The 18,347-nt window shown below is 35.7% G+C and carries 17 protein-coding genes and 2 pseudogenes; 11 read left to right on the top strand and 8 right to left on the bottom strand.

Features of this window, described 5'->3' with window-relative positions:
- Positions 1-29 precede the first annotated feature (29 nt).
- Positions 30-902: a LysR family transcriptional regulator gene (locus tag ACTYA4_RS04485; protein WP_445505536.1), complete on the bottom strand. Its 873-nt coding sequence runs from the start codon at positions 900-902 to the stop codon at positions 30-32.
- Between the two features lie 261 nt (positions 903-1,163).
- Here ACTYA4_RS04485 and ACTYA4_RS04480 point away from each other — a divergent pair, with 261 nt between their 5' ends.
- Both ACTYA4_RS04480 and ACTYA4_RS04475 read left to right on the top strand, forming a co-directional pair.
- Positions 1,164-1,985: an alpha/beta fold hydrolase gene (locus ACTYA4_RS04480; RefSeq protein WP_445505535.1), complete on the top strand. Its 822-nt coding sequence runs from the start codon at positions 1,164-1,166 to the stop codon at positions 1,983-1,985.
- 84 nt (positions 1,986-2,069) lie between these two features.
- A pseudogene (locus ACTYA4_RS04475) lies at positions 2,070-2,400 on the top strand (alanine:cation symporter family protein); the annotation flags it as partial.
- Positions 2,401-2,602: 202 nt separating this feature from the next.
- Here the strand turns inward: ACTYA4_RS04475 and ACTYA4_RS04470 are convergent.
- On the bottom strand, positions 2,603-3,187 hold the full coding sequence (locus ACTYA4_RS04470) for an NAD(P)H-dependent oxidoreductase (protein ID WP_445505534.1): 585 nt from the start codon (positions 3,185-3,187) through the stop codon (positions 2,603-2,605).
- A 388-nt stretch (positions 3,188-3,575) separates the two neighbouring features.
- On the opposite strand from ACTYA4_RS04470, the pseudogene ACTYA4_RS04465 reads away from it, so the two are divergent.
- The 8 genes and pseudogenes from ACTYA4_RS04465 to mdh all read left to right on the top strand — a co-directional run.
- Positions 3,576-3,941, top strand: a pseudogene (locus ACTYA4_RS04465) (anion permease); the annotation flags it as partial.
- Positions 3,942-4,137: 196 nt separating this feature from the next.
- Entirely contained in the window at positions 4,138-5,847 is a 1,710-nt protein-coding gene (locus tag ACTYA4_RS04460) for an FAD-binding protein (protein ID WP_445505533.1), read from the top strand.
- Complete coding sequence (locus tag ACTYA4_RS04455) at positions 5,847-6,806, top strand: succinate dehydrogenase/fumarate reductase iron-sulfur subunit (RefSeq protein ID WP_443480399.1); 960 nt, start codon at positions 5,847-5,849, stop codon at positions 6,804-6,806. The genes ACTYA4_RS04460 and ACTYA4_RS04455 overlap by 1 nt, the downstream gene beginning before the upstream one ends.
- Positions 6,803-7,681, top strand: coding sequence for a CoB--CoM heterodisulfide reductase iron-sulfur subunit B family protein (locus ACTYA4_RS04450; RefSeq protein WP_443480398.1), 879 nt, complete (start codon positions 6,803-6,805; stop codon positions 7,679-7,681). Before ACTYA4_RS04455 ends, ACTYA4_RS04450 begins: the two co-directional genes overlap by 4 nt.
- A 105-nt stretch (positions 7,682-7,786) precedes the next feature.
- Positions 7,787-8,146, top strand: coding sequence for a hypothetical protein (locus tag ACTYA4_RS04445; protein WP_443480397.1), 360 nt, complete (start codon positions 7,787-7,789; stop codon positions 8,144-8,146).
- Positions 8,121-9,485, top strand: a complete 1,365-nt coding sequence (locus ACTYA4_RS04440) for a 4Fe-4S binding protein (protein ID WP_445505532.1) — start codon at positions 8,121-8,123, stop codon at positions 9,483-9,485. Before ACTYA4_RS04445 ends, ACTYA4_RS04440 begins: the two co-directional genes overlap by 26 nt.
- Before the next feature lie 17 nt (positions 9,486-9,502).
- Positions 9,503-10,441, top strand: coding sequence for a F510_1955 family glycosylhydrolase (locus ACTYA4_RS04435; RefSeq protein WP_445505531.1), 939 nt, complete (start codon positions 9,503-9,505; stop codon positions 10,439-10,441).
- A gap of 69 nt (positions 10,442-10,510) precedes the next feature.
- Entirely contained in the window at positions 10,511-11,458 is a 948-nt protein-coding gene (gene mdh / locus ACTYA4_RS04430; RefSeq protein ID WP_443480393.1) for a malate dehydrogenase, read from the top strand.
- A gap of 271 nt (positions 11,459-11,729) precedes the next feature.
- On the opposite strand, the gene ACTYA4_RS04425 is transcribed toward mdh, so the two are convergent.
- The 5 genes from ACTYA4_RS04425 to ACTYA4_RS04405 all read right to left on the bottom strand — a co-directional run bounded on the left by ACTYA4_RS04425 (position 11,730) and on the right by ACTYA4_RS04405 (position 16,228).
- Positions 11,730-12,017 (bottom strand): hypothetical protein, encoded by a 288-nt coding sequence (locus ACTYA4_RS04425; RefSeq protein ID WP_443480392.1) that lies wholly within the window; start codon positions 12,015-12,017, stop codon positions 11,730-11,732.
- A gap of 190 nt (positions 12,018-12,207) precedes the next feature.
- Positions 12,208-12,765 carry a TVP38/TMEM64 family protein gene (locus ACTYA4_RS04420; RefSeq protein ID WP_443480391.1) on the bottom strand — a complete coding sequence of 186 codons (558 nt, stop codon included), beginning with the start codon at positions 12,763-12,765 and terminating at the stop codon, positions 12,208-12,210.
- Entirely contained in the window at positions 12,762-13,445 is a 684-nt protein-coding gene (locus tag ACTYA4_RS04415; protein ID WP_443480390.1) for a response regulator transcription factor, read from the bottom strand. The genes ACTYA4_RS04420 and ACTYA4_RS04415 overlap by 4 nt, the downstream gene beginning before the upstream one ends.
- The gene (locus ACTYA4_RS04410) at positions 13,445-14,824 is read right to left on the bottom strand and encodes a HAMP domain-containing sensor histidine kinase (RefSeq protein ID WP_443480389.1); all 1,380 of its coding nucleotides are present in this window, start codon (positions 14,822-14,824) and stop codon (positions 13,445-13,447) included. Before ACTYA4_RS04410 ends, ACTYA4_RS04415 begins: the two co-directional genes overlap by 1 nt.
- An 834-nt stretch (positions 14,825-15,658) precedes the next feature.
- Complete coding sequence (locus ACTYA4_RS04405) at positions 15,659-16,228, bottom strand: YdhK family protein (RefSeq protein WP_445505530.1); 570 nt, start codon at positions 16,226-16,228, stop codon at positions 15,659-15,661.
- A gap of 311 nt (positions 16,229-16,539) precedes the next feature.
- On the opposite strand from ACTYA4_RS04405, the gene ACTYA4_RS04400 reads away from it, so the two are divergent.
- Entirely contained in the window at positions 16,540-17,757 is a 1,218-nt protein-coding gene (locus ACTYA4_RS04400) for a murein hydrolase activator EnvC family protein (RefSeq protein ID WP_443480387.1), read from the top strand.
- A gap of 178 nt (positions 17,758-17,935) precedes the next feature.
- Here the strand turns inward: ACTYA4_RS04400 and ACTYA4_RS04395 are convergent, their stop codons facing one another.
- On the bottom strand, positions 17,936-18,244 hold the full coding sequence (locus ACTYA4_RS04395; protein WP_443480386.1) for an AbrB/MazE/SpoVT family DNA-binding domain-containing protein: 309 nt from the start codon (positions 18,242-18,244) through the stop codon (positions 17,936-17,938).
- Positions 18,245-18,347 lie beyond the last annotated feature (103 nt).

The following is an 18,347-nucleotide window of genomic DNA, read 5'->3' as shown; positions in this document are numbered from 1 at the left end:
AATGAATACTTGATTCCATAAGTGGATGGCTATATAGATTCTAATGTTAACTCAATAAATTTTACAACCGCAGGGGATTGCCATTTTTTTGACTTGACGAGTAGATGTGAATAGATGGGCTCAAAGCTTTCATTGTGTTCAAGAATATTTAATACCCCTTTTTCAATCTCATTTTTTACCGTGATATAGGGCAATGCAGAAAATCCTAAACCACTCATTACAGCTTGTTTGATTGCTTCTAAACTCCAGAGTTCCATTGTTTGAAATTTAGGTAGTTTATTATTAGCTAGGTATCTCTCAAACATGGAACGATAACTGCATCCCTCTTCATTCGTAATAAAGTAGTCAGTAGTCCCTTTGTTTTTATAATCATCAAAGTGTTGATTTTTATTTGGACTAGTAATTAAAACAATCTCTTCTTTGTGCAATTGATAATGAATACAATTATCTACTTCTAATTTTGGCCAAACCATAAAAGCAATATCTACATGTCCACTCACAAGGTCTTTTTGGTTCTGCCCACAAGTTCCGTTGCTTAATATGATCTTAACGTCTGGATATTTAGCTGTAAATTCTCTCAGTATTGGTCCTAATCTAGAAATAGTTAATGATTCAGGTGCAGCAATTTTTAACTCTCCACTTACTTTGTTATCACTTTTCATCTGGGATATACGATTATACGTGTATAACAATTCATCAGCCAAAGGAATTAATTCTTTTCCTAAGGAGGTCAAATTTAACTCTCGCTTGATGTAAGTGAATAATTCTCCGCCAATCTCCCTTTCCAATGCTTTAATATGAGAAGTAATAGTTGATTGAGTATAGCCCAATTTAATAGCAGCATTTGTGTAGCTTCCAACATCGACAATTGTTCGAAAAGTAATAAGTTGTCGTATTTCCATTAGTAATAAACTCCTCTTATATATTCAAAAAAATGATAATGATTATTTATAATTTCAATTTTACCGATAGATAGACCTATATTACAATTAATCACAGAACTTATTCAACTATTTTTTATTAAGAGGAGAGACTAACTAGGACTAACTTTACACTCTAGAAATATTTCAGTACATGAAAGAGATTTAACTATAAATTTAAAAAAGTAAGAAATACTAGGCTCGAATTTAAAAGTCTAAATAAACTATACGAGGAGTGTCTTTATGAAAAAAGAATTTGTCAGATCCCGATTTTCGTTAAATGTGGAAAGCGTTGATTTAGGTGTTGCAGCCATACATCGTGGCGGAGAACTTAGCCCTATAGTATTCCTTCATGGTTTCGGCTCAACCAAAGAAGATTACGCCGACATCGTTCGAAACACAGCTTTGGACGGTCATCCCTTTCTTGCATACGATGCACCGGGTTGTGGGGAAACTTACTGTTCGGACTTGTCGCAGATATCTATTCCCTTTTTGGTCGAAACAGCATTAGCCGTGCTTGAATGTGTCGAGTTTGAGCGTTTCCACCTTGTTGGTCATTCCATGGGCGGGCTAACGGCATTGATGCTGGCGCATAAGTACCCAAACAGAGTGCTCAGTTTTGTCGACATTGAAGGAAATATCGCGCCGGAGGATTGCTTTCTCAGTAGACAAATCATCGAGTATCCGCAGGATGATGCCGAGCAGTTCTTTGACGACTTCATCGAGCGAACCCGTCATGCTTCAGCTTATTCCAGCGCCCTATATGCAGCCAGCCTACGCCACAAAGTTCGGGCTGGAGCGGTAAAAGGGATTTTTCAATCCATGGTCGACTTATCAGATAATGGCAACCTGATGAAGAAGTTCCTAAACCTTCCTTGCCCTAAAATGTTCATGTATGGCGAACAGAACGATTCACTTTCTTATCTGAGCAATATTGAGGTTCAGGGAGTGCGCCTAGCAGAGATCCCCAACTGCGGTCATTTTCCTATGTATTCCAATCCTCCGTTGATGTGGAAGGAAATTGCCGATTTCCAAGCATCCGCAGAAGTCGAGGCAACTGAATAAGGTATGCGCTTTGATGATAAACTGAACCATTTGTAAAGGACAATTTATAAATAGCCTACGCTTTTCGTATAAGGAGGAAAATAATTGGAACAAGATTTAATAAATGTCATTGGGGAATTGAACGATTTTTTTATGGTCTAAGTTTTTAATTATTATGTTGATTGGAACCAGTCTATACTTAACGGTTAAATCACGGTTTTTACAAATCCGTATGCTGAAAGAAATGTTCCTTGTATTAAAAGAAAGGAAATCAGATTCTAAGTCTGGACTCTCTCCGTTTCAGGCATTTTGTATTTGTATGGCGGCTCGTGTAGGAACAGGGAATATAACAGGGATTGCCATTGCTATTGCGCTTGGAGGTTCTGGAGCGATTTTTTGGATGTGGGTTATTGCGCTAATTGGTGCTCCTTCTACTCGATAGTTTTAGTTACAACAAAGAAGCCCTTGGGAAAACAATTTCAAGAGCTTCTATCAAATTATCAATTTTTTGGATTACCTTATATAAGGTGATAAGAAACAGTGGAATATACATATTGTATATGAAACTTGTACCTTGCTCAAAATACAGGGGAAGGTACGGGTTTCGAGTAGTAAAATTTTATTTCAAATTATTTTATTTAAAGGGTTACGTCTTTATCAGCCATTTCACTTAATATTCGTTTAAGTCCTACAGCAGGATTTAACTCAGGGTTTAGGATATGTTTCACTAAATCCTCAGCACTTTTTTCTAATTCCTGTTCAGAAACAACAACAGCTTTGTATAAGATAAAAGCTGAAAGGAACTCCATCCCAATTAAGTTCGCTGTTTGTTGAAGTGGACGTGTTAATTCGCTAATTGTATAGTTATTATAACCACCAGCTTGATATGATTTTTGTGCTCCTCCAGCTGAAATTGCTAGAACAAATTCTTTTCCTTTCAACTTATCTCCACCAGTACCATAAGCCCATCCAAAAGTTAAAATATCATCTAGCCATTTTTTTAAGAGTGGCGGAGTACTGTACCAATAAAACGGGAATTGAAATACGATTCTGTCATGTTCCAATAATAATTTTTGTTCACGGTCAAGATCAAATTTCCAATTAGGGTATTTTTCATAAAGATTATTGATTGTAACATTTTCACTTTGAAGTCGTTCTACCCATTTTTTGTTAACTTTTGACTCATTTAAGTTTGGATGAAAAACATTAACTAGTACCTTCATAAATATCCTCCTTTGGAAAAGATGAACTAATTATAACCTTTATTTTGTAATTATGTATAATGTTTTGTGTTAATATGATTTCCGTTCTAACAAAAACGTAGGAAGCCAATCTTTCAAGAAGGTAAAAAAGTAGCATTCTTGAAAGATTGGCTTTTTCTTGTCGATTATACGCACGGGTTACTTATGCTTCTTCCTATACAAAGTTTAAAACACTTTGTAGTGCGGTTGATAAATTTATCACACATTATATAACTCTGTACAAATTATTTACTAAAAAAATTCAAAATAACTGCACAATTATAATCTATATATAAGTAATGAAAGTTCACTTTATTTTTTCTTGGGATATATCTGATTTAAATTTGTTGAAAAATTTGAAAAAAAACATTCTGAAATAGCTGAACAGAAATTAAAAGATATGGGACCATTGAAAAAAAATGAAATTTTTATGATTGGCGTATTTCTTCTGATTTTGGTTCTATGGATTTTCGGATCAAATATAAATATAAACGCAACTACAACTGCTTTTATTGGTCTTGGTTCTTTGCTTGTAACACAGGTATTGACTTGGTCAGATATTAAAAAAGAAGAAGGTGCCTGGGATACATTGATCTGGTTTGCTGTCTTGGTCATGATGGCTAACTTTCTGAATGAACTAGGTAGGATTCCATGGTTTAGCGAAACGATGCAAGGTGCAGTAAGTAGCATGTCTGGGATTTGGACATTAGCTATCTTATCCGTAGTTTATTTCTACTTTGGAGGGGCATGGTGGAAACTATTAGGGCTTTGGTGATCCTAATTTAAGAATAAAGATCCATTTTAAAAGTTTGGATACTCGATATTTATTTGAACTTTGATACAAATTAATGATCCTCTTATTGGTAGTGAAGGAAACGATTTGTACGAGAGAATCCAGGGTAGAATCTTAATCACTATACTGAGGTGAAAAAATGCTTAGTTATGATGTTGTAGTTGTAGGAGCTGGAGGGGCTGGAATGATGGCGTCCCTTTCAGCCAGTGAAGACAAAAGCTTGCGTGTCGCCTGTATTTCAAAGATCTTTCCGACACGTTCACATACTGGAGCAGCACAGGGCGGTATCAATGCGGCAATGGGCTACAGAGATGCAAATGATTCACCTAAGAGTCATTTCATGGATACGGTGAAAGGAAGTGATTTCTTAGCTGATCAGGATGCAGTTGAATTTTTCACAATGAATATGCCAAAGGTGATTTCCGAATTAGATTATTACGGGGTTCCGTTTTCAAGGGATGAGAATGGACGTATAGCACAGCGTCCATTTGGGGGTGCATCAAGTCCAAGAACTTGCTATTCTGCTGATAAGACTGGACATGTCATTCTACATGCTCTTTATGAACAGTGTCTAAAAAATGGAGTAAAATTCCATGCTGATTGGCATCTTCTGTCGCTTGCAGTGGATAATGGCAATTTTGAAGGAATTGTCGCTATGGATATACGAAGCGGCGAAATACATGCTATCCAGGCAAAATCTGTTGTCATAGCAACAGGAGGATTTGGGAGGGTTTATTGGAGTAGAACTACTAATGCAATCAATATGACAGGGGATGGTACGGCTGCTTGCTTTAATGTCGGCATCCCTTTAAAAGACCCGGAGTTTATTCAATTCCATCCGACAGGTCTTGCATCTACCGGTATTCTTCTTTCAGAAGCATGTCGTGGGGAAGGAGGATATTTAATGAATAAAAACGGTGAACGTTTTATGGCCAGGTATGCTCCAGATAAAATGGAGCTTGGTCCCCGCGACCTCGTTTCAAGGGCAATCGAGATAGAAATTAAGGAAGGCCGTGGTTTTGGGGAAGCAATGGATTCCTATGTATTGATGGATCTTCGCCATTTAGGGGAACAGAAAATAATGGAGCGACTGCCGCAAGTAAGGGAACTGGCCATGGATTTTGAAGGTGTGGACCTCATAAAAGAACCTGTTCCGATTCGTCCGAGCTGTCATTATACAATGGGAGGAATTCATGTAAGTGATTACCGGACTTGCAGTACACCAATTAAAGGAATCCATGCCGCAGGTGAGTGCTGCAGTGTTTCCATTCATGGAGCAAATCGTCTTGGCGGCAATTCAGTGGCTGACGTAGTACTTTTTGGAAAGTATGCAGGACTAGGAGCGAAGGAAAGTGCAAAAAAACGTTCCTTCACGACGACGAGAAAATTGATGGATGAAACAGAAAAATGGAAAGAGAAGTTCCGTTCAATCCGTTTGAAAAAGACTGGAATAAATATGTTTAAAATCCGAGCTGAACTTGCTGAAACAATGTGGAATAATGTAGGCATTTTCCGCAAGGAGAATGAAATGAAGCTTGCCTATAAAAAAGTGTCTCAATTATTGGTAGATTATAAGGATGCAATGATTGGGGATTCCTCCATAAAATATAATTTGGCATTTATTAACTATATTGAAATCGGAAATATTTTAAAGTTGGCAAAGGCGATTACATTGGGTGCATTAAATAGGAAAGAAAGCAGGGGATCCCATGCAAGGGCTGATTACCCAAATCGTGACGATGTCAAATTTCTTAAACATACATTGATATATCAAGAAGGAGATCAATACCGTTTGGAATATAGCCCGGTAAAGATTACAAAATATCAACCGGAGGAGAGAAAATATTAATGTATACAACACTGAATTTTAAAGTGAAGAGATTTGATGGGGTAAATAAATGGTATCAGGATTACCAGATTCCATATGAAAAGGGAAAAACGATTCTTTGGGCTTTAACGTCTATTCGGGAACAGCTTGACCCTACCCTTGTATTCACTTCAGCGTGCCGCCATGCCATTTGCGGCAGCTGTTCAATTAGTGTCAATAATCATTCCTTTCTTGCTTGTAAAACTTCACTGGATGAATTGCTTGAGACGTTTCAAACAAACTATTTAACAGTTGAACCTTTAAATAATTTCGAAGTGATAAAAGACTTGGCTATTGATTGGGAGCCGAAGATGGAAAAAATGGAACAAGTGAAGCCGTGGCTGCTTCCTTCTGAGGATGGAAGCAAAGAAACCGGATTTATTCAGAGTGAAGATGATTATCACAAAATAGCAGCTCCTACCGATTGCATCTTGTGCGGCGTTTGTGCTTCTGAATGCAAACAACTTGACGTAAATGATGGTACATATTTAGATCCATTCATTTTAAACAGAGCATACCGGTTTGCCGTTGACTCAAGAGATAAGTGCTCTGAAGAACATATTCAGCCAGTCTATCAAAATGAGTTATGGAAATGTCTGCATTGTATGCAGTGTGTAACAAAATGTCCGAAAGGAATTCCGTTGACTGGTCAAATCGCCTACCTGAGACAAGAGTCAATTAAGATGGGAGAAGTAAAAAATCAAGGTGCAAAGCATGCATTTGCCTTTTATAATGATGTGAAAAATAAAGGACGTTTAAATGAAGTGATGCTGCCTATCAAAACAGACGGTCTTATCAATACCGCAATGAAAAAGATTCCATTTGCTTTAAGAATGATAAAAAAAGGGAAGATAAATCCGTTTCATATACCGAAAGCAGTGGAAGGTATCAAGGGAGTAAGGGAAATCTACCATTTTGCAAAGGTGGCTGATAAAAAATGAGATACGCATTCTTTCCAGGCTGTACACTTGAGTCAGCTGCTAAGGAGCTAATGATTTCTACAAAAAAAGTAGCAGCTGCTCTAGGAATGGAGTTAATTGAACTAGATGGCTGGACCTGCTGCGGGGCAAGCCATATCCAGGACGTGGATGATTTTTTAGCAACCTGCATTAATGCTAGGAATATGTCACTTGCTGAGGATTTGAAAGTAGATAAATTATTGACTGTATGTAATACGTGTACATTAATGCTTCGTACAGCGAAGCTTAAAATGGATAAGAACGAAAAGTTGCGTACGAGAGTTAATGAAGGGCTTGGGAAGGCTGGTATGCAATATAAAGGAACGGTTGAAGTCACTCATCTATTATGGGCTTTGATTCAAGATTATGGGTTAGAAAACTTGAAGAAAAAAGTGAAACGCCCACTTACAAACCTTAAAGTTGCTAATTTTTATGGTTGTCATATTTTGATGCCGCCAAATGTAATGGGATTTGAAAATCATATGAATCCACAATCAATGGAAATGGTGGCAGATGCTTTGGGAGCGGAGAGTGTTCATTTTGGTCAAAGGCTGGCGTGCTGCGGTTTCCATGCCGTATTTCCAGCAGAGAAAGAAGTAATGAACCTGACTGGGAAGAATTGCTTATCATCTAAACATGCTGGGGCAGATTGTATGGTTACCCCTTGCCCTTTATGCCAAATGCAGCTGGATGCATATCAGCCAGATGCACAAAAAGGATTTAATGAAGATATTACAATGCCAATTCTTCACTTGCCACAGCTAATTGGTCTTGCTTTAGGATTCTCTCCAAAAGAACTGGCAATTCAAAGGCATGTAGTAGATGCGATGCCAGCTTTGAAGAAAACTTTGCTATGAAAATAATAGTATGCTTCATAGGTCTAATAAGGAGGAAGATATTATTCGAATTGCATGATTCGAATTTTCTAAAGAATAAATATTACATTGTAGGTGGTGAATAAATTGAAATTTAAATTGATTTTAATCATGTTTTTATTACTACTTCCAGGCTCCATTGTTTTGGCTGATGAAGGGACCGTAGACAAAACTGATTCTTCAAAAGATATGGAAATGTTTATGAATGGTTCCCATGAAGGTCATATGATGAATAATAAAACAGGGAATTCTGCACACAATGAATCTAGTACTGATGAAGAGGGAGGGCATAACCACTCAGAACAGAACCTCAAAGAAACGCCCCCTAATTACAACGTGTTAAGCGTATTTGGCGCCATTAACCTAGTATTCTTAGTTATAGGCTTTTGGAATAAGAGAATAAGAAAGAGGGGAAAGATAGATGTCAATACTGGACAAAAAGCATAACCAAACTAATCAGCAGATTAATTTATTGAATATTCCGATAGTCGATACGTTTATTAAGAGTAGATGGTATCCTGGTATTTTTCAATGGGCAGCTTTTGTTATTTTTTCCATCATCGTATTTCAATTAGTAGTAGGTACAGTCAGTCCACAAACTAATTTTGGCACATCGATGACATGGGTGTTGTGGTGGCCGATAATTCCCGTTCTGTTTATTGTGGCAGGGAGATTTTGGTGTGCCGTTTGTCCGTTTGGAAAACTAAGTGACCTTGTTCGAAAATTTTCTGGAAGTGAAAAGCGAATGCCAAAGTTTTTAAAGAAATACGGCATTTGGTTCATTGATGTGTTCTTTATCATGATTACATGGAGCGACCATGTGTGGGGAATTGTGGAATCACCAAGAGGTTCAGGTTATTTGCTGCTTGTACTTGTGACAATGGTTGTCGCCACATCTGTTTTATATGAACGGCGTACATTTTGCAAAACGCTTTGCTTTCTAGGAGGATTGGCGGGAAACTACTCACGCTCGGGAATGTTGGAGTTAAGAGGGACACCAGAAATATGCCGTACATGTAAATCACAATCATGTTTTAAAGGAAACGAAAAAGTAGAAGGATGTCCAATGTTTCAATATGTCAGAACGATGGATTCAAGTGCTGAATGTAATTTATGTGGAAATTGTGTGAAAGCTTGTCCTAATAACTCGATTAGAATTTCTCCTCGTGTACCGACTAAGGAAATATGGAGCATTAAAAAACCAAAAATAGAACACGCCTCACTTGCGGCTGTCATTATGGGAATAGTATTTGTACAAAATATTACGATGTTAAAGATTTGGGAAGACATTCTTAGAATGATTGCTTCATTGACAGGGACAACAAATTATACTGTAAACTTCACTGTTGCTTTTGTTATTTCTATGATACTTCCTATTCTCTTATTATTAGGAACTGCAAAACTTGCTAGTATGTTAAAAGGAGATAAAGAAAAGATAAAAGAAAACTTCGTGCGGTTTGGCTATGCGATTATTCCTTTGGATTTAGCTGGACATTTAGCTCATAATCTATTTCATATTTTAACTGAGGGGAAAGCAATTTGGTTTAACTCAGCAGCGTTATTTGGAACCAGTTTGAGTGGTGATTTGAGCTTGGCATCTGTCTCATCTGTTCAGTGGATTCAATATGCTATTATCATATTTGGGCTTGTTGGTTCCATTTATACAGTCTTTCGTATTGGCAAGAAGGGTTCCTTTAAACAATTAGCTCCATACTATGCTTTGATGCTTTTCTTAACTGTTGCAAATCTCTATTTATTTTCATTGCCAATGGTCCATCGAGTGTAAAAAAGAAAGGAGAAAAAATGAAATTAAAGCTTTTAGCAGGATTAACAGCTGTAGGATTGCTCCTTTCCGGATGCAGTTCCGATGGTGAAAAAGAGTATTCAAAAAAACTTGATAAAGGATTTAACGTAGAACATGTTCATGGTGTGGCTTATTCAAAAGACGATTTCATCTATATGGCTACCCACAAAGGAATGATTGTGACAAAGGATCGTGAAAAAAAGTGGTCATTTGTTGGAAAAGATGATTTTGATTTGATGGGATTTCATATGCAATCGGATGGAACAATGCTGACGAGCGGACATCCAGGACCAACTTCTGATTTGCCTAATCCACTCGGAGTGCTGGAAAGTAAAGATGATGGAGGGAATTGGAAAATGAAAGCGTTAGAAGGAAAAGTTGATTTTCACATTCTAACCTCAAATATAAAGAACCCAAATATCGTGTATGGTGTAATTCAAATGGGCAAAGGAGATTATAAAGCGGGAATTTATAAGAGTAAGGATAAAGGAAAAAGTTGGGAGAGGGTAAAAGGAACTGGTTTCGTGAACGATTTTCATGGTGTTTATTCACTGCTTTCCTTTCCAAACAATGAAAACGGATTGCTTGCAGGGACAAATACAGGGGTTTATCGGTCAGAGGATGGTGGAGCAACATGGAAAATCGTAGATGAAAAACGGTTAATTACTGCATTAAGTGTAATTCCAGGTTCAAATGATCTGATCAGCTACTCTATAACAGAGAGGGAGGCTGGAATGATGATCAGTAAAAATAATGGTGCAGTGTGGGAAAAAATCGGACTTGACCTTAACAAGGATGCCGTTGCCTATTTTGCTATTCAGCCAAAGAAAACAGAAAAGATAGTCGCAGTAACATTTGAAAATAATCTCCTTTTAAGTGTTGATGGCGGACGAAACTGGGAAACATTAATGGAAAAAGGAAAATTGAAAACGGAGTAAAGAGTAAGTATAGAGCATTGGAAAATTTTCTTTCAATGCTCTTTATATTAAAAAAGGGGAAATAAGATTGTGACAATTAAACGAAAAAAAATATCGGTTATCGGTAGTGGATATACTGGAGCAACATCCTCTTTTTTATTGGCGCAAAAGGAATTAGGGGATGTTGTATTAGTAGATATTCCGCAAATGGAAAATCAAACAAAGGGGAAAGCACTGGATATGCTTGAGGCAAGTCCAATTCTAGGATTTGATGCTAGAATTACAGGAACCTCTAATTATGAAGATACAAAGGACTCAGATATTGTAGTGATTACTGCAGGAATTGCCCGCAAGCCTGGAATGAATAGAGATGATTTAGTTCAAATTAATCAAAGCATTATGATAATTGTTGCTAGGGAAATTGTAAAATATTCACCAAATTGCTTTATTATTGTTTTAACAAATCCTGTTGATGCTATGGCTTATACAGTATTCAAGGAATCAGGTTTTCCTAAAAATAGAGTGATAGGTCAATCAGGAATTCTTGACACCGCTCGCTTTCGAACTTTTGTTGCACAAGAGTTGAATCTTTCTGTGAAAGATATAACAGGTTTTGTACTAGGTGGACACGGCGATGATATGGTACCGTTGCTTCGATATTCTTATGCAGGAGGAATACCTCTTCAACATCTTATTCCGAAAGAAAGGCTTGAAGCAATCGTTGAACGAACTCGTAAAGGGGGAGGGGAGATTGTAAACTTAATGGGGAATGGAAGTGCTTATTACGCACCAGCTGCATCATTGGTCGACATTTGCGAATCTATATTAAAGGATCAGAGACGTATTCTTCCTACTATTGCTTATTTAGAGGGGGAGTATGGTTATAATGGCATTTATTTAGGCGTCCCAACGATTATTGGCGGCAACGGGATGGAGAAAGTAATTGAATTAGATTTAAGTATAGAAGAAAAAACAGCTTTAGATAAGTCAGCAACTTCTGTAAAACAAGTCATTGATGCTCTAGTAGATTTTGAATAGTTGAAGACTAATAAAGAGGGGAAGTATTGAAATGAAAAAAGGGGGAAAAGGTCTCCCGATGCATTTGGGCGATGTTTAATAGGAAAATAATTGTCCAGTCAGACCTTTTACGTCAATTCCTTTGTAACTCCTGGTTGTTGTGACTTTTGTACCCATCTTCACCATAAAGATTTGATTTTGATAAAGTCGACTGCTTAGCTAATTGATTGCCAAAAAACAAGTAAGCTGCGAGAAAGAAAAAGTATAGAGAGGTTTAAGAAGCCATTTCTTATCATAATATCCTTCTTTTTTCATATGGATTTGGTGAAATTTGAAACAATAGCAATGAACTGACAGAAAGGGTAAGAAAAATATTTATCATGATGACAGATTGATTTTGAGCAATCATTTCCCAAAGCATAGCACCCATCATTCCACTCATCATCCCTGACATAGTTCCTTCAAGTGCAGGGAGTATCCCAAGAGCTAAACCGTAAGCTGTTCCTGCAAGAACAATATCAATTGCTATAGATTTATATGTCCGAGCGATTTTTTTGTATTTTAGATTTAAAAATAACACAAAATCTAAAGAAAAATTTGTTAGTGAAACGAGTATAGAGAAAAGATTATCAATTTATTTTTTCTTTTAAAGGAAGTTTTAAAAAGAAAAATGGTTGTTCTACTTCAATAGAGAAATCTAAAGAAAAATATAAGTAACTGCCTATTACTATTTTGGGAGTTACTTATATTTTGGGACATGGTTGTATTAATTATTTCTTTTTCCTAATTTTTATAAAAATATATAATAGTAAAAGAATAATAGTAATATAAATAATATTCTCCTCCAAGAAAGCTGATTTTATATTGAATATTTTATTAATAGAGTAAGCCTCTATTAATAAGGAAGGAATCTTGCCTATTGTACTTGCAATAGTAAAGGCGCCAACCTTAATTTTGCTAAATGCTGCTGTTAGTGTAACTACTCCTGATGGAATAAAAGGGAGGATTCTTAAGATAATAATAAGAATGATAGCTTCAGATGTAGAAGCGTTTTCCAATCTTTTTAATAAATTGTTCTTGTTTTTACTATAGGACCTTATTTTGTATATGCCTTTTCGATAGATAATAAAACTAACTAAAGCTCCTAAGGATTCTCCGATTATGGATATAATCACCCCTTTTTCAAAAGAAAAAAAGTGTATATTTGCACCGGTAAGAAAAGCACTAGGCAGGAATCCGAAAATGGCGATTAATATATTCAAAGTAATACTAATAATAGCTGACAATATAGGATTTGAAGGCAAATAATTAAGCAGATAATCTGTCAATTATTATCCTTTCCGGCCCATTTGTACCCAACTCCCCAAACAGTCAACAAGTATTCTTCAGCAGGGAATCCAGCTTTTCGGAGTTTGTCCCGCAAATTTCTGATATGGGAATCTATCGTTCGATCTTCTGTTGTTACACTATGTCCCCAAATAGAATGTATTAAGTGATCTCTTGTGAAAACTTTATGATGATTTTGTAGAAAAAGGTTCATCAAAGCAAATTCTTTTGGAGTCAGTGTAATGTCTTTTCCCTGATATTGTAATTCGAAAGATTCCTGATTTAATGTAAGTCCTTCAAAAAATAATTTATGCGTGCTTTTCTTATTTCTTCTTAGCATCGCTTCTATTCTTGCTGCAAGCTCTTCGCCATCAAATGGCTTTGAAATATAATCATCTGCGCCGAGTCTTAAGCCTTTTACAATATCTCGTTTTTCTGTTCTTGCTGTAAGCATAATAATCGGCGTGTCCCAATATTTTTTTATTTCTTTGCATGTATCCCATCCATCCATTTCTGGCATCATTACATCTAGTAAAATAAGATCGACTGGATTTGATTCTAAATAGATAATGGCATCCATTGCAGAACTTATCTTGATGCAATGATATTCTAAAGGGGATAAGTAAAGGGCAATCAAGTCTAGCATTTGTGGTTCATCATCTACTATTAGGATGTTTTTCATTATTTATCAGCTCCTTTATTATCAAAAGTTAAGATTAAAGTTGTGCCGCTATTTAGTTTGCTGTGGACATTTATTGATCCACCTTGAGCGTGAACTAGTTCTTGCACAATGGCTAATCCAAGTCCCGTTCCGCCTAATGACCTTTTCCGAGACTTTTCCACTCGATAAAATCGGTTGAAAATGTAAGGAAGATCTTTATCAGGTATGCCTTTCCCATTATCTTTAATGATGATTTCAGTTGTCTTCTTTTTTGGGATAACTGTTATCATCGTTTTACTGTCGTCGGATGAATATTTGATAGAGTTATCCAATAAATTGATTATAATTTGTTCGAGTCTTGATGGATCAGCATATAAATAAGTCATTTCAGGGCAGCAGATGATAAGGCTCATATTTTTCTCCTTAAATGCAGGGGATAGCTTAAGATCCATTTTTTTCAGCAAATCATTCAGTAAAATCTTTTGTTTTTGAATAACGAATGAATTTTTATCAATTTTTGCTAATGCAAATAAATCTTCAATTAAGGAAGAAAGACGATTTGCTTCATCAACGATAATCTTCAAATATTTCTCTTGGTCTTCGCGGTTAAGATCTCTTGTCATGACAATATCTGAATACCCTTTTATATAAGTCAAAGGCGTTCTAAGCTCATGGGATATACTGGCTAAAAAGTCATTCCGTTCTTTTTTTAAATAATTTAAGTCCTGCGCAAGCAATTTTATCGATTCAGCCAACTCTCCTAATTCGTCGTTTCCTGTTTTAGGAAGGGTAACGGAAAAATTGCCTTTACTGATTTGATAGGTAGCTTCTTTCATTTTCATGAGTGGCTTTGTAAGGGCTTTTGTTAAAATAATGATGACGATAAATGTAAGAGACAGCACAATAAAACCAGTTAGTAAAAAATGTTGATTTAATCTTTCTATTAATGATTGGATAGATGTAGTCTCTTGAAACATATAAACAAACCCTATTGTTTTTTTGTCCATTGCAATAGGACTTATCGTGATAATATAAGGTTTATTTTCCCAGTCAGCTTCGACTATTTGACCTTTTGCAGCAATCTTTGATTGCGGCTTTTTTAAATATTGTTCTATTTGATTGTTTTTAAAAGAGGAGCCTAATATATGACCAGAAAAATCAGTTATAACTACATCGGTAATAGCTTCAGATTCCATTAATGCAACATGGCTAATGGTATCTTTATCAAAATGATCTTCAAGAATATCACGGTGAGCATTCCCTCTTGCCTGTAAGGAAGATAATTCTTCCTCTACACGAGAGTTGACTAGAGCGTTATGTAGAAAGAAGAACATAAACGTTTCCAGTCCGAAAATAATGAAAAAGAATACGATACCTAATTTTATAGAGAGTTTGTTCAATCTTTATCACCTTCATTCGAATTAAATGAATATAAGTTATCACTCAAACTTCGCACCTTCAAATTTGTTTGCAAATCTTGATAGGACTTGGTTTAGAACAATAAAAAGGAAGGCTTGTTTTTTTATTGTTGAGGTTGCTTTCCACTACGGGTTGCTTCGCTTTCCGCGGGGGGGGGGGAGCTGAGCCTCCTCGGCGTTGCCTTGCGGGGTCTCAGCCTTCCCACATTTCCCGCAGGAGTCTTCGCACCCTCCGTTACAAGCAACTTGTTTTAAAATAAGTTCTTGTTTTCGAATTTCATTACAAGGTATTATTGCTAAACAATAGTAGCGTTGATTTTTTTCATGTTTTTATTCAACGTTGTTCTACCAAAATGTGCCGCTTGAGTCTATTTCTATAAGGTGGGTGTTTTTTACCAGTTCAGCGACAGCAACTAATTGATAAAACGGCTTGATTGAAGTAGAAGGTGCGAGACTCCTGTGGGATTAGCGGGTTAGATGAGACCCCGCAGGCGCAAGCGCCGAGGAGGCTCATCGCACGCCCCACGTATCCTGAAACGGAAAGCAAGCCCCTATTTGTAAGGAATAATGTTTGCAAAAAAAACACTCAAAAAGACTATTCAATCACCCTTATCTAAATGCTCTAAACTAAGTTATGGAAATACATGAAGAGGAATTAATAACTGCGAAGTTTGAGTTATCATACTTCAATTGTTTAAAGAATTTATGCAGAAAAAAAACTTATAGCTATTTAGTATGTTACACCAAGTAAAAAAGCTTATCCACTCAAGGAATAAGCTTTTAGATAAGTTAACATACATTCATTTTGTATACACATTATTTAATTGGAGATAATTCACTTTCTGTTACCCATTGATGGTTTTTCACGGTTTCGCCGCCGGTTGTTGGTTTGTAATCCACCATGTAAATCGTGCTTTTTTCGGCTGAATCAATTGTAGCTGTTGCTCCCTTCATGCCTTCCGTATGATCTACATCTAAAACAACTTCCGCTCCAGGTTCGAAAGATTTATCACCTGCATCTTTAAGATCTTCTTGAATGACCCATTTATGATTTTCAACTTTTTCTCCACCAGTTGTTGGAGTATAAGATACAGCATAAATAGTCGTGTCATAGGCACCAACAATCGTTGCTTCAGCACCCTTCATGCCTTTCAAGTGGTCAGCATTAATAATCGCTTTACTTCCAACTTTATAGGTTGGATTTTCTGCAGGTTTCATCCCTTCTGGAACTTCACCTGAGTCAGAATGGTTCATATTACTATGATCCATGCTTTCCTTACTCTCTTTATTTTCTGAGCTTTCCTTATTTTTATCATTAGAGTTGGAGCAGGCTCCTAATACTAAGAAAAGGGCTGCAATTAATAATAATACTGATTTTTTCAACATGTAAATAACTCCTCCTTTGATGTTTAACAATATACCAAGAAAATGTGCAGAAAATATGGAGTGACTCCATTAAAGAAAAAAGTACTCTAGTCTGTTTCTACCCGTATTTTGAGATTTCTAAAACATTTTAAAAATATTACAACGAAACATAACTGTAAAATTTTTTAACTGCTATTTCGACAAAAAGTGATGTTATAATTTTGCTTATTGAAATAGATATTAGTGTTTAAGTTTACCTAGGGGATAAATCAATATTTTAAAAATGTTATAGAAGTAAAAGCATAAACGCCAGTCAGGAGAAAAAATCAGAAATGAAAAAACTAACACTTAAGACCTCAGCTATAAAAATTGGAATTGCAGCTTCTTTTACTTTATTTTTTATTGATTCTAGTGCATTTGCATCTTCGGTTCAAGACTTACATAGTAAAAAAGATGTTCAAGAAAATCGTTCTGAAGTAGAGTCTGGGATAAATAAAGTGAACCAAGAGTTAAATCAATTACACAATGAACAAGATAAAATTAATTCAGAAATACAACGCCTTGATATGTTAATTAGTGATATAAATCAAAAAATACGGGATAAGAATGAGGAAATTACGAATACAAAAATAAAAATAGAGGAATTAAAAAAAGAGATTTCTGAATTGCAAGACCGGATTAAAAAGCGGGAAGAGTTGTTAAAAGAACGTGTTCGGTTATACCAACAAACTGGGAGTATCAGTTATTTAGATGTAATTATGGGATCTCAAAGTTTTAGTGATTTTATCGATAGAGTAGGTGCTGTTGCAACTATAGTTAATGCAGATGGAGACTTGATTCGTCAGCATCTTGATGATAAGGAACTTTTAGAAAAAAAACAAATAGAAATAAATGAAAAGTTGGAAAGCTTGCAACAATATGTAAATGATATGGAAATAATGAAGAAAAACTTAGATGTTCAAAAAAAGGAAAAAGATGATATCATGGCTTCATTGAAAACTAAAGAAGAATCTTTAGAGAACGAGAAATTAAATTTAGAAGAGGAACAATCGTTGCTTACAGCACAAAATGAAGCAATCGGAAAAGCAATTGATTTAGAAAACACACGAAAAAAAGACACGGCAGGACAAGCTTCTACTGAAAATAATAGTTTTGGAGTATGGATTAAACCAGCTGAAGGTCGATTAACATCAACTCTAGGAGAGAGATGGAATAAATTTCATGCTGGAATAGACATTGCAAATAGTGCTGATGTTCCTATAGTTGCTGCTTCCGACGGCGTTGTTAGTAGATCTTATTATTCCTCTAGTTATGGGAATGTTGTCTTTATTTCTCATTCAATCGATGGACAAATCTATACTACTGTCTATGCACATATGGATAATAGAAGTGTTCAAGCAGGAGAAACTGTTTCTAAAGGACAGCAAATTGGCATTATGGGAAATACTGGTCATTCATTTGGACAGCACTTGCATTTTGAAATGCATAAGGGTGAATGGAACCAAGCAAAATCAAATGCTATTAATCCATTAGATTATATGTCTATATAATATCAGGCTATTTAGAAGAGGAAAATAAAACATTTTGTAAAAAATGTAAATCGTTTTAGGTATTGTAAAAAAAGAATCTTAATTTAAAAAGCCATTGCTTTGTATGCAATGGCTTATTTTAATCTTTCTAAAAAATGCATAATTGAAAGATTCAAAGCGTTTATTTGCATAGTCCATATTAATTTTGTACTTCATTAATTTTTACATAAATTTTTTGTTTATCCTCAGAAATTCCCATTATCAGAGTTGTTCTATTTGTAATAGTTAATATACGTCGAATTTCTGTTGGAATAGAGATGCGTCCATCCCTAATATAACATTGATTTAAGGTTTCATTATCATGTGCAGCTTCTATAAAAATCGTTTTATTTACAATATATACAAAGAGAAGATCCCCATCGGTTATTTTTAGCTCTTCCTGTAGATGTTTAGGGATAGAAATTTGCCCGTTTTTATATATTTTCCTTTTGATCAGAATTACCAACACCTTCTACAATCTTTCTAAAAGAATAGATTAAATTCAATAAATTTTGACGTAGTTTTTTTATTATATTAAGTATTTGTGAAGAAATTATGCAGATTTCTTATTC

The organism is Niallia yueguangensis (genome assembly GCF_052663115.1).
Note: the sequence above shows the minus strand (reverse complement) of the source record. Positions and strands in the feature narration are given on the sequence as shown.

Excerpts from the sequence above, each read along its gene's own strand:
- ACTYA4_RS04470 (WP_445505534.1), bottom strand. The coding sequence starts at position 3,187 with ATGAAGGTACTAGTTAATGTTTTTCATCCAAACTTAAATGAGTCAAAA.
- ACTYA4_RS04435 (WP_445505531.1), top strand. The coding sequence starts at position 9,503 with ATGAAATTAAAGCTTTTAGCAGGATTAACAGCTGTAGGATTGCTCCTT.
- ACTYA4_RS04480 (WP_445505535.1), top strand. The coding sequence starts at position 1,164 with ATGAAAAAAGAATTTGTCAGATCCCGATTTTCGTTAAATGTGGAAAGC.
- ACTYA4_RS04455 (WP_443480399.1), top strand. The coding sequence starts at position 5,847 with ATGTATACAACACTGAATTTTAAAGTGAAGAGATTTGATGGGGTAAAT.
- ACTYA4_RS04485 (WP_445505536.1), bottom strand. The coding sequence starts at position 902 with ATGGAAATACGACAACTTATTACTTTTCGAACAATTGTCGATGTTGGA.
- ACTYA4_RS04405 (WP_445505530.1), bottom strand. The coding sequence starts at position 16,228 with ATGTTGAAAAAATCAGTATTATTATTAATTGCAGCCCTTTTCTTAGTA.
- ACTYA4_RS04400 (WP_443480387.1), top strand. The coding sequence starts at position 16,540 with ATGAAAAAACTAACACTTAAGACCTCAGCTATAAAAATTGGAATTGCA.
- ACTYA4_RS04450 (WP_443480398.1), top strand. The coding sequence starts at position 6,803 with ATGAGATACGCATTCTTTCCAGGCTGTACACTTGAGTCAGCTGCTAAG.
- ACTYA4_RS04415 (WP_443480390.1), bottom strand. The coding sequence starts at position 13,445 with ATGAAAAACATCCTAATAGTAGATGATGAACCACAAATGCTAGACTTG.
- ACTYA4_RS04460 (WP_445505533.1), top strand. The coding sequence starts at position 4,138 with ATGCTTAGTTATGATGTTGTAGTTGTAGGAGCTGGAGGGGCTGGAATG.
- ACTYA4_RS04440 (WP_445505532.1), top strand. The coding sequence starts at position 8,121 with ATGTCAATACTGGACAAAAAGCATAACCAAACTAATCAGCAGATTAAT.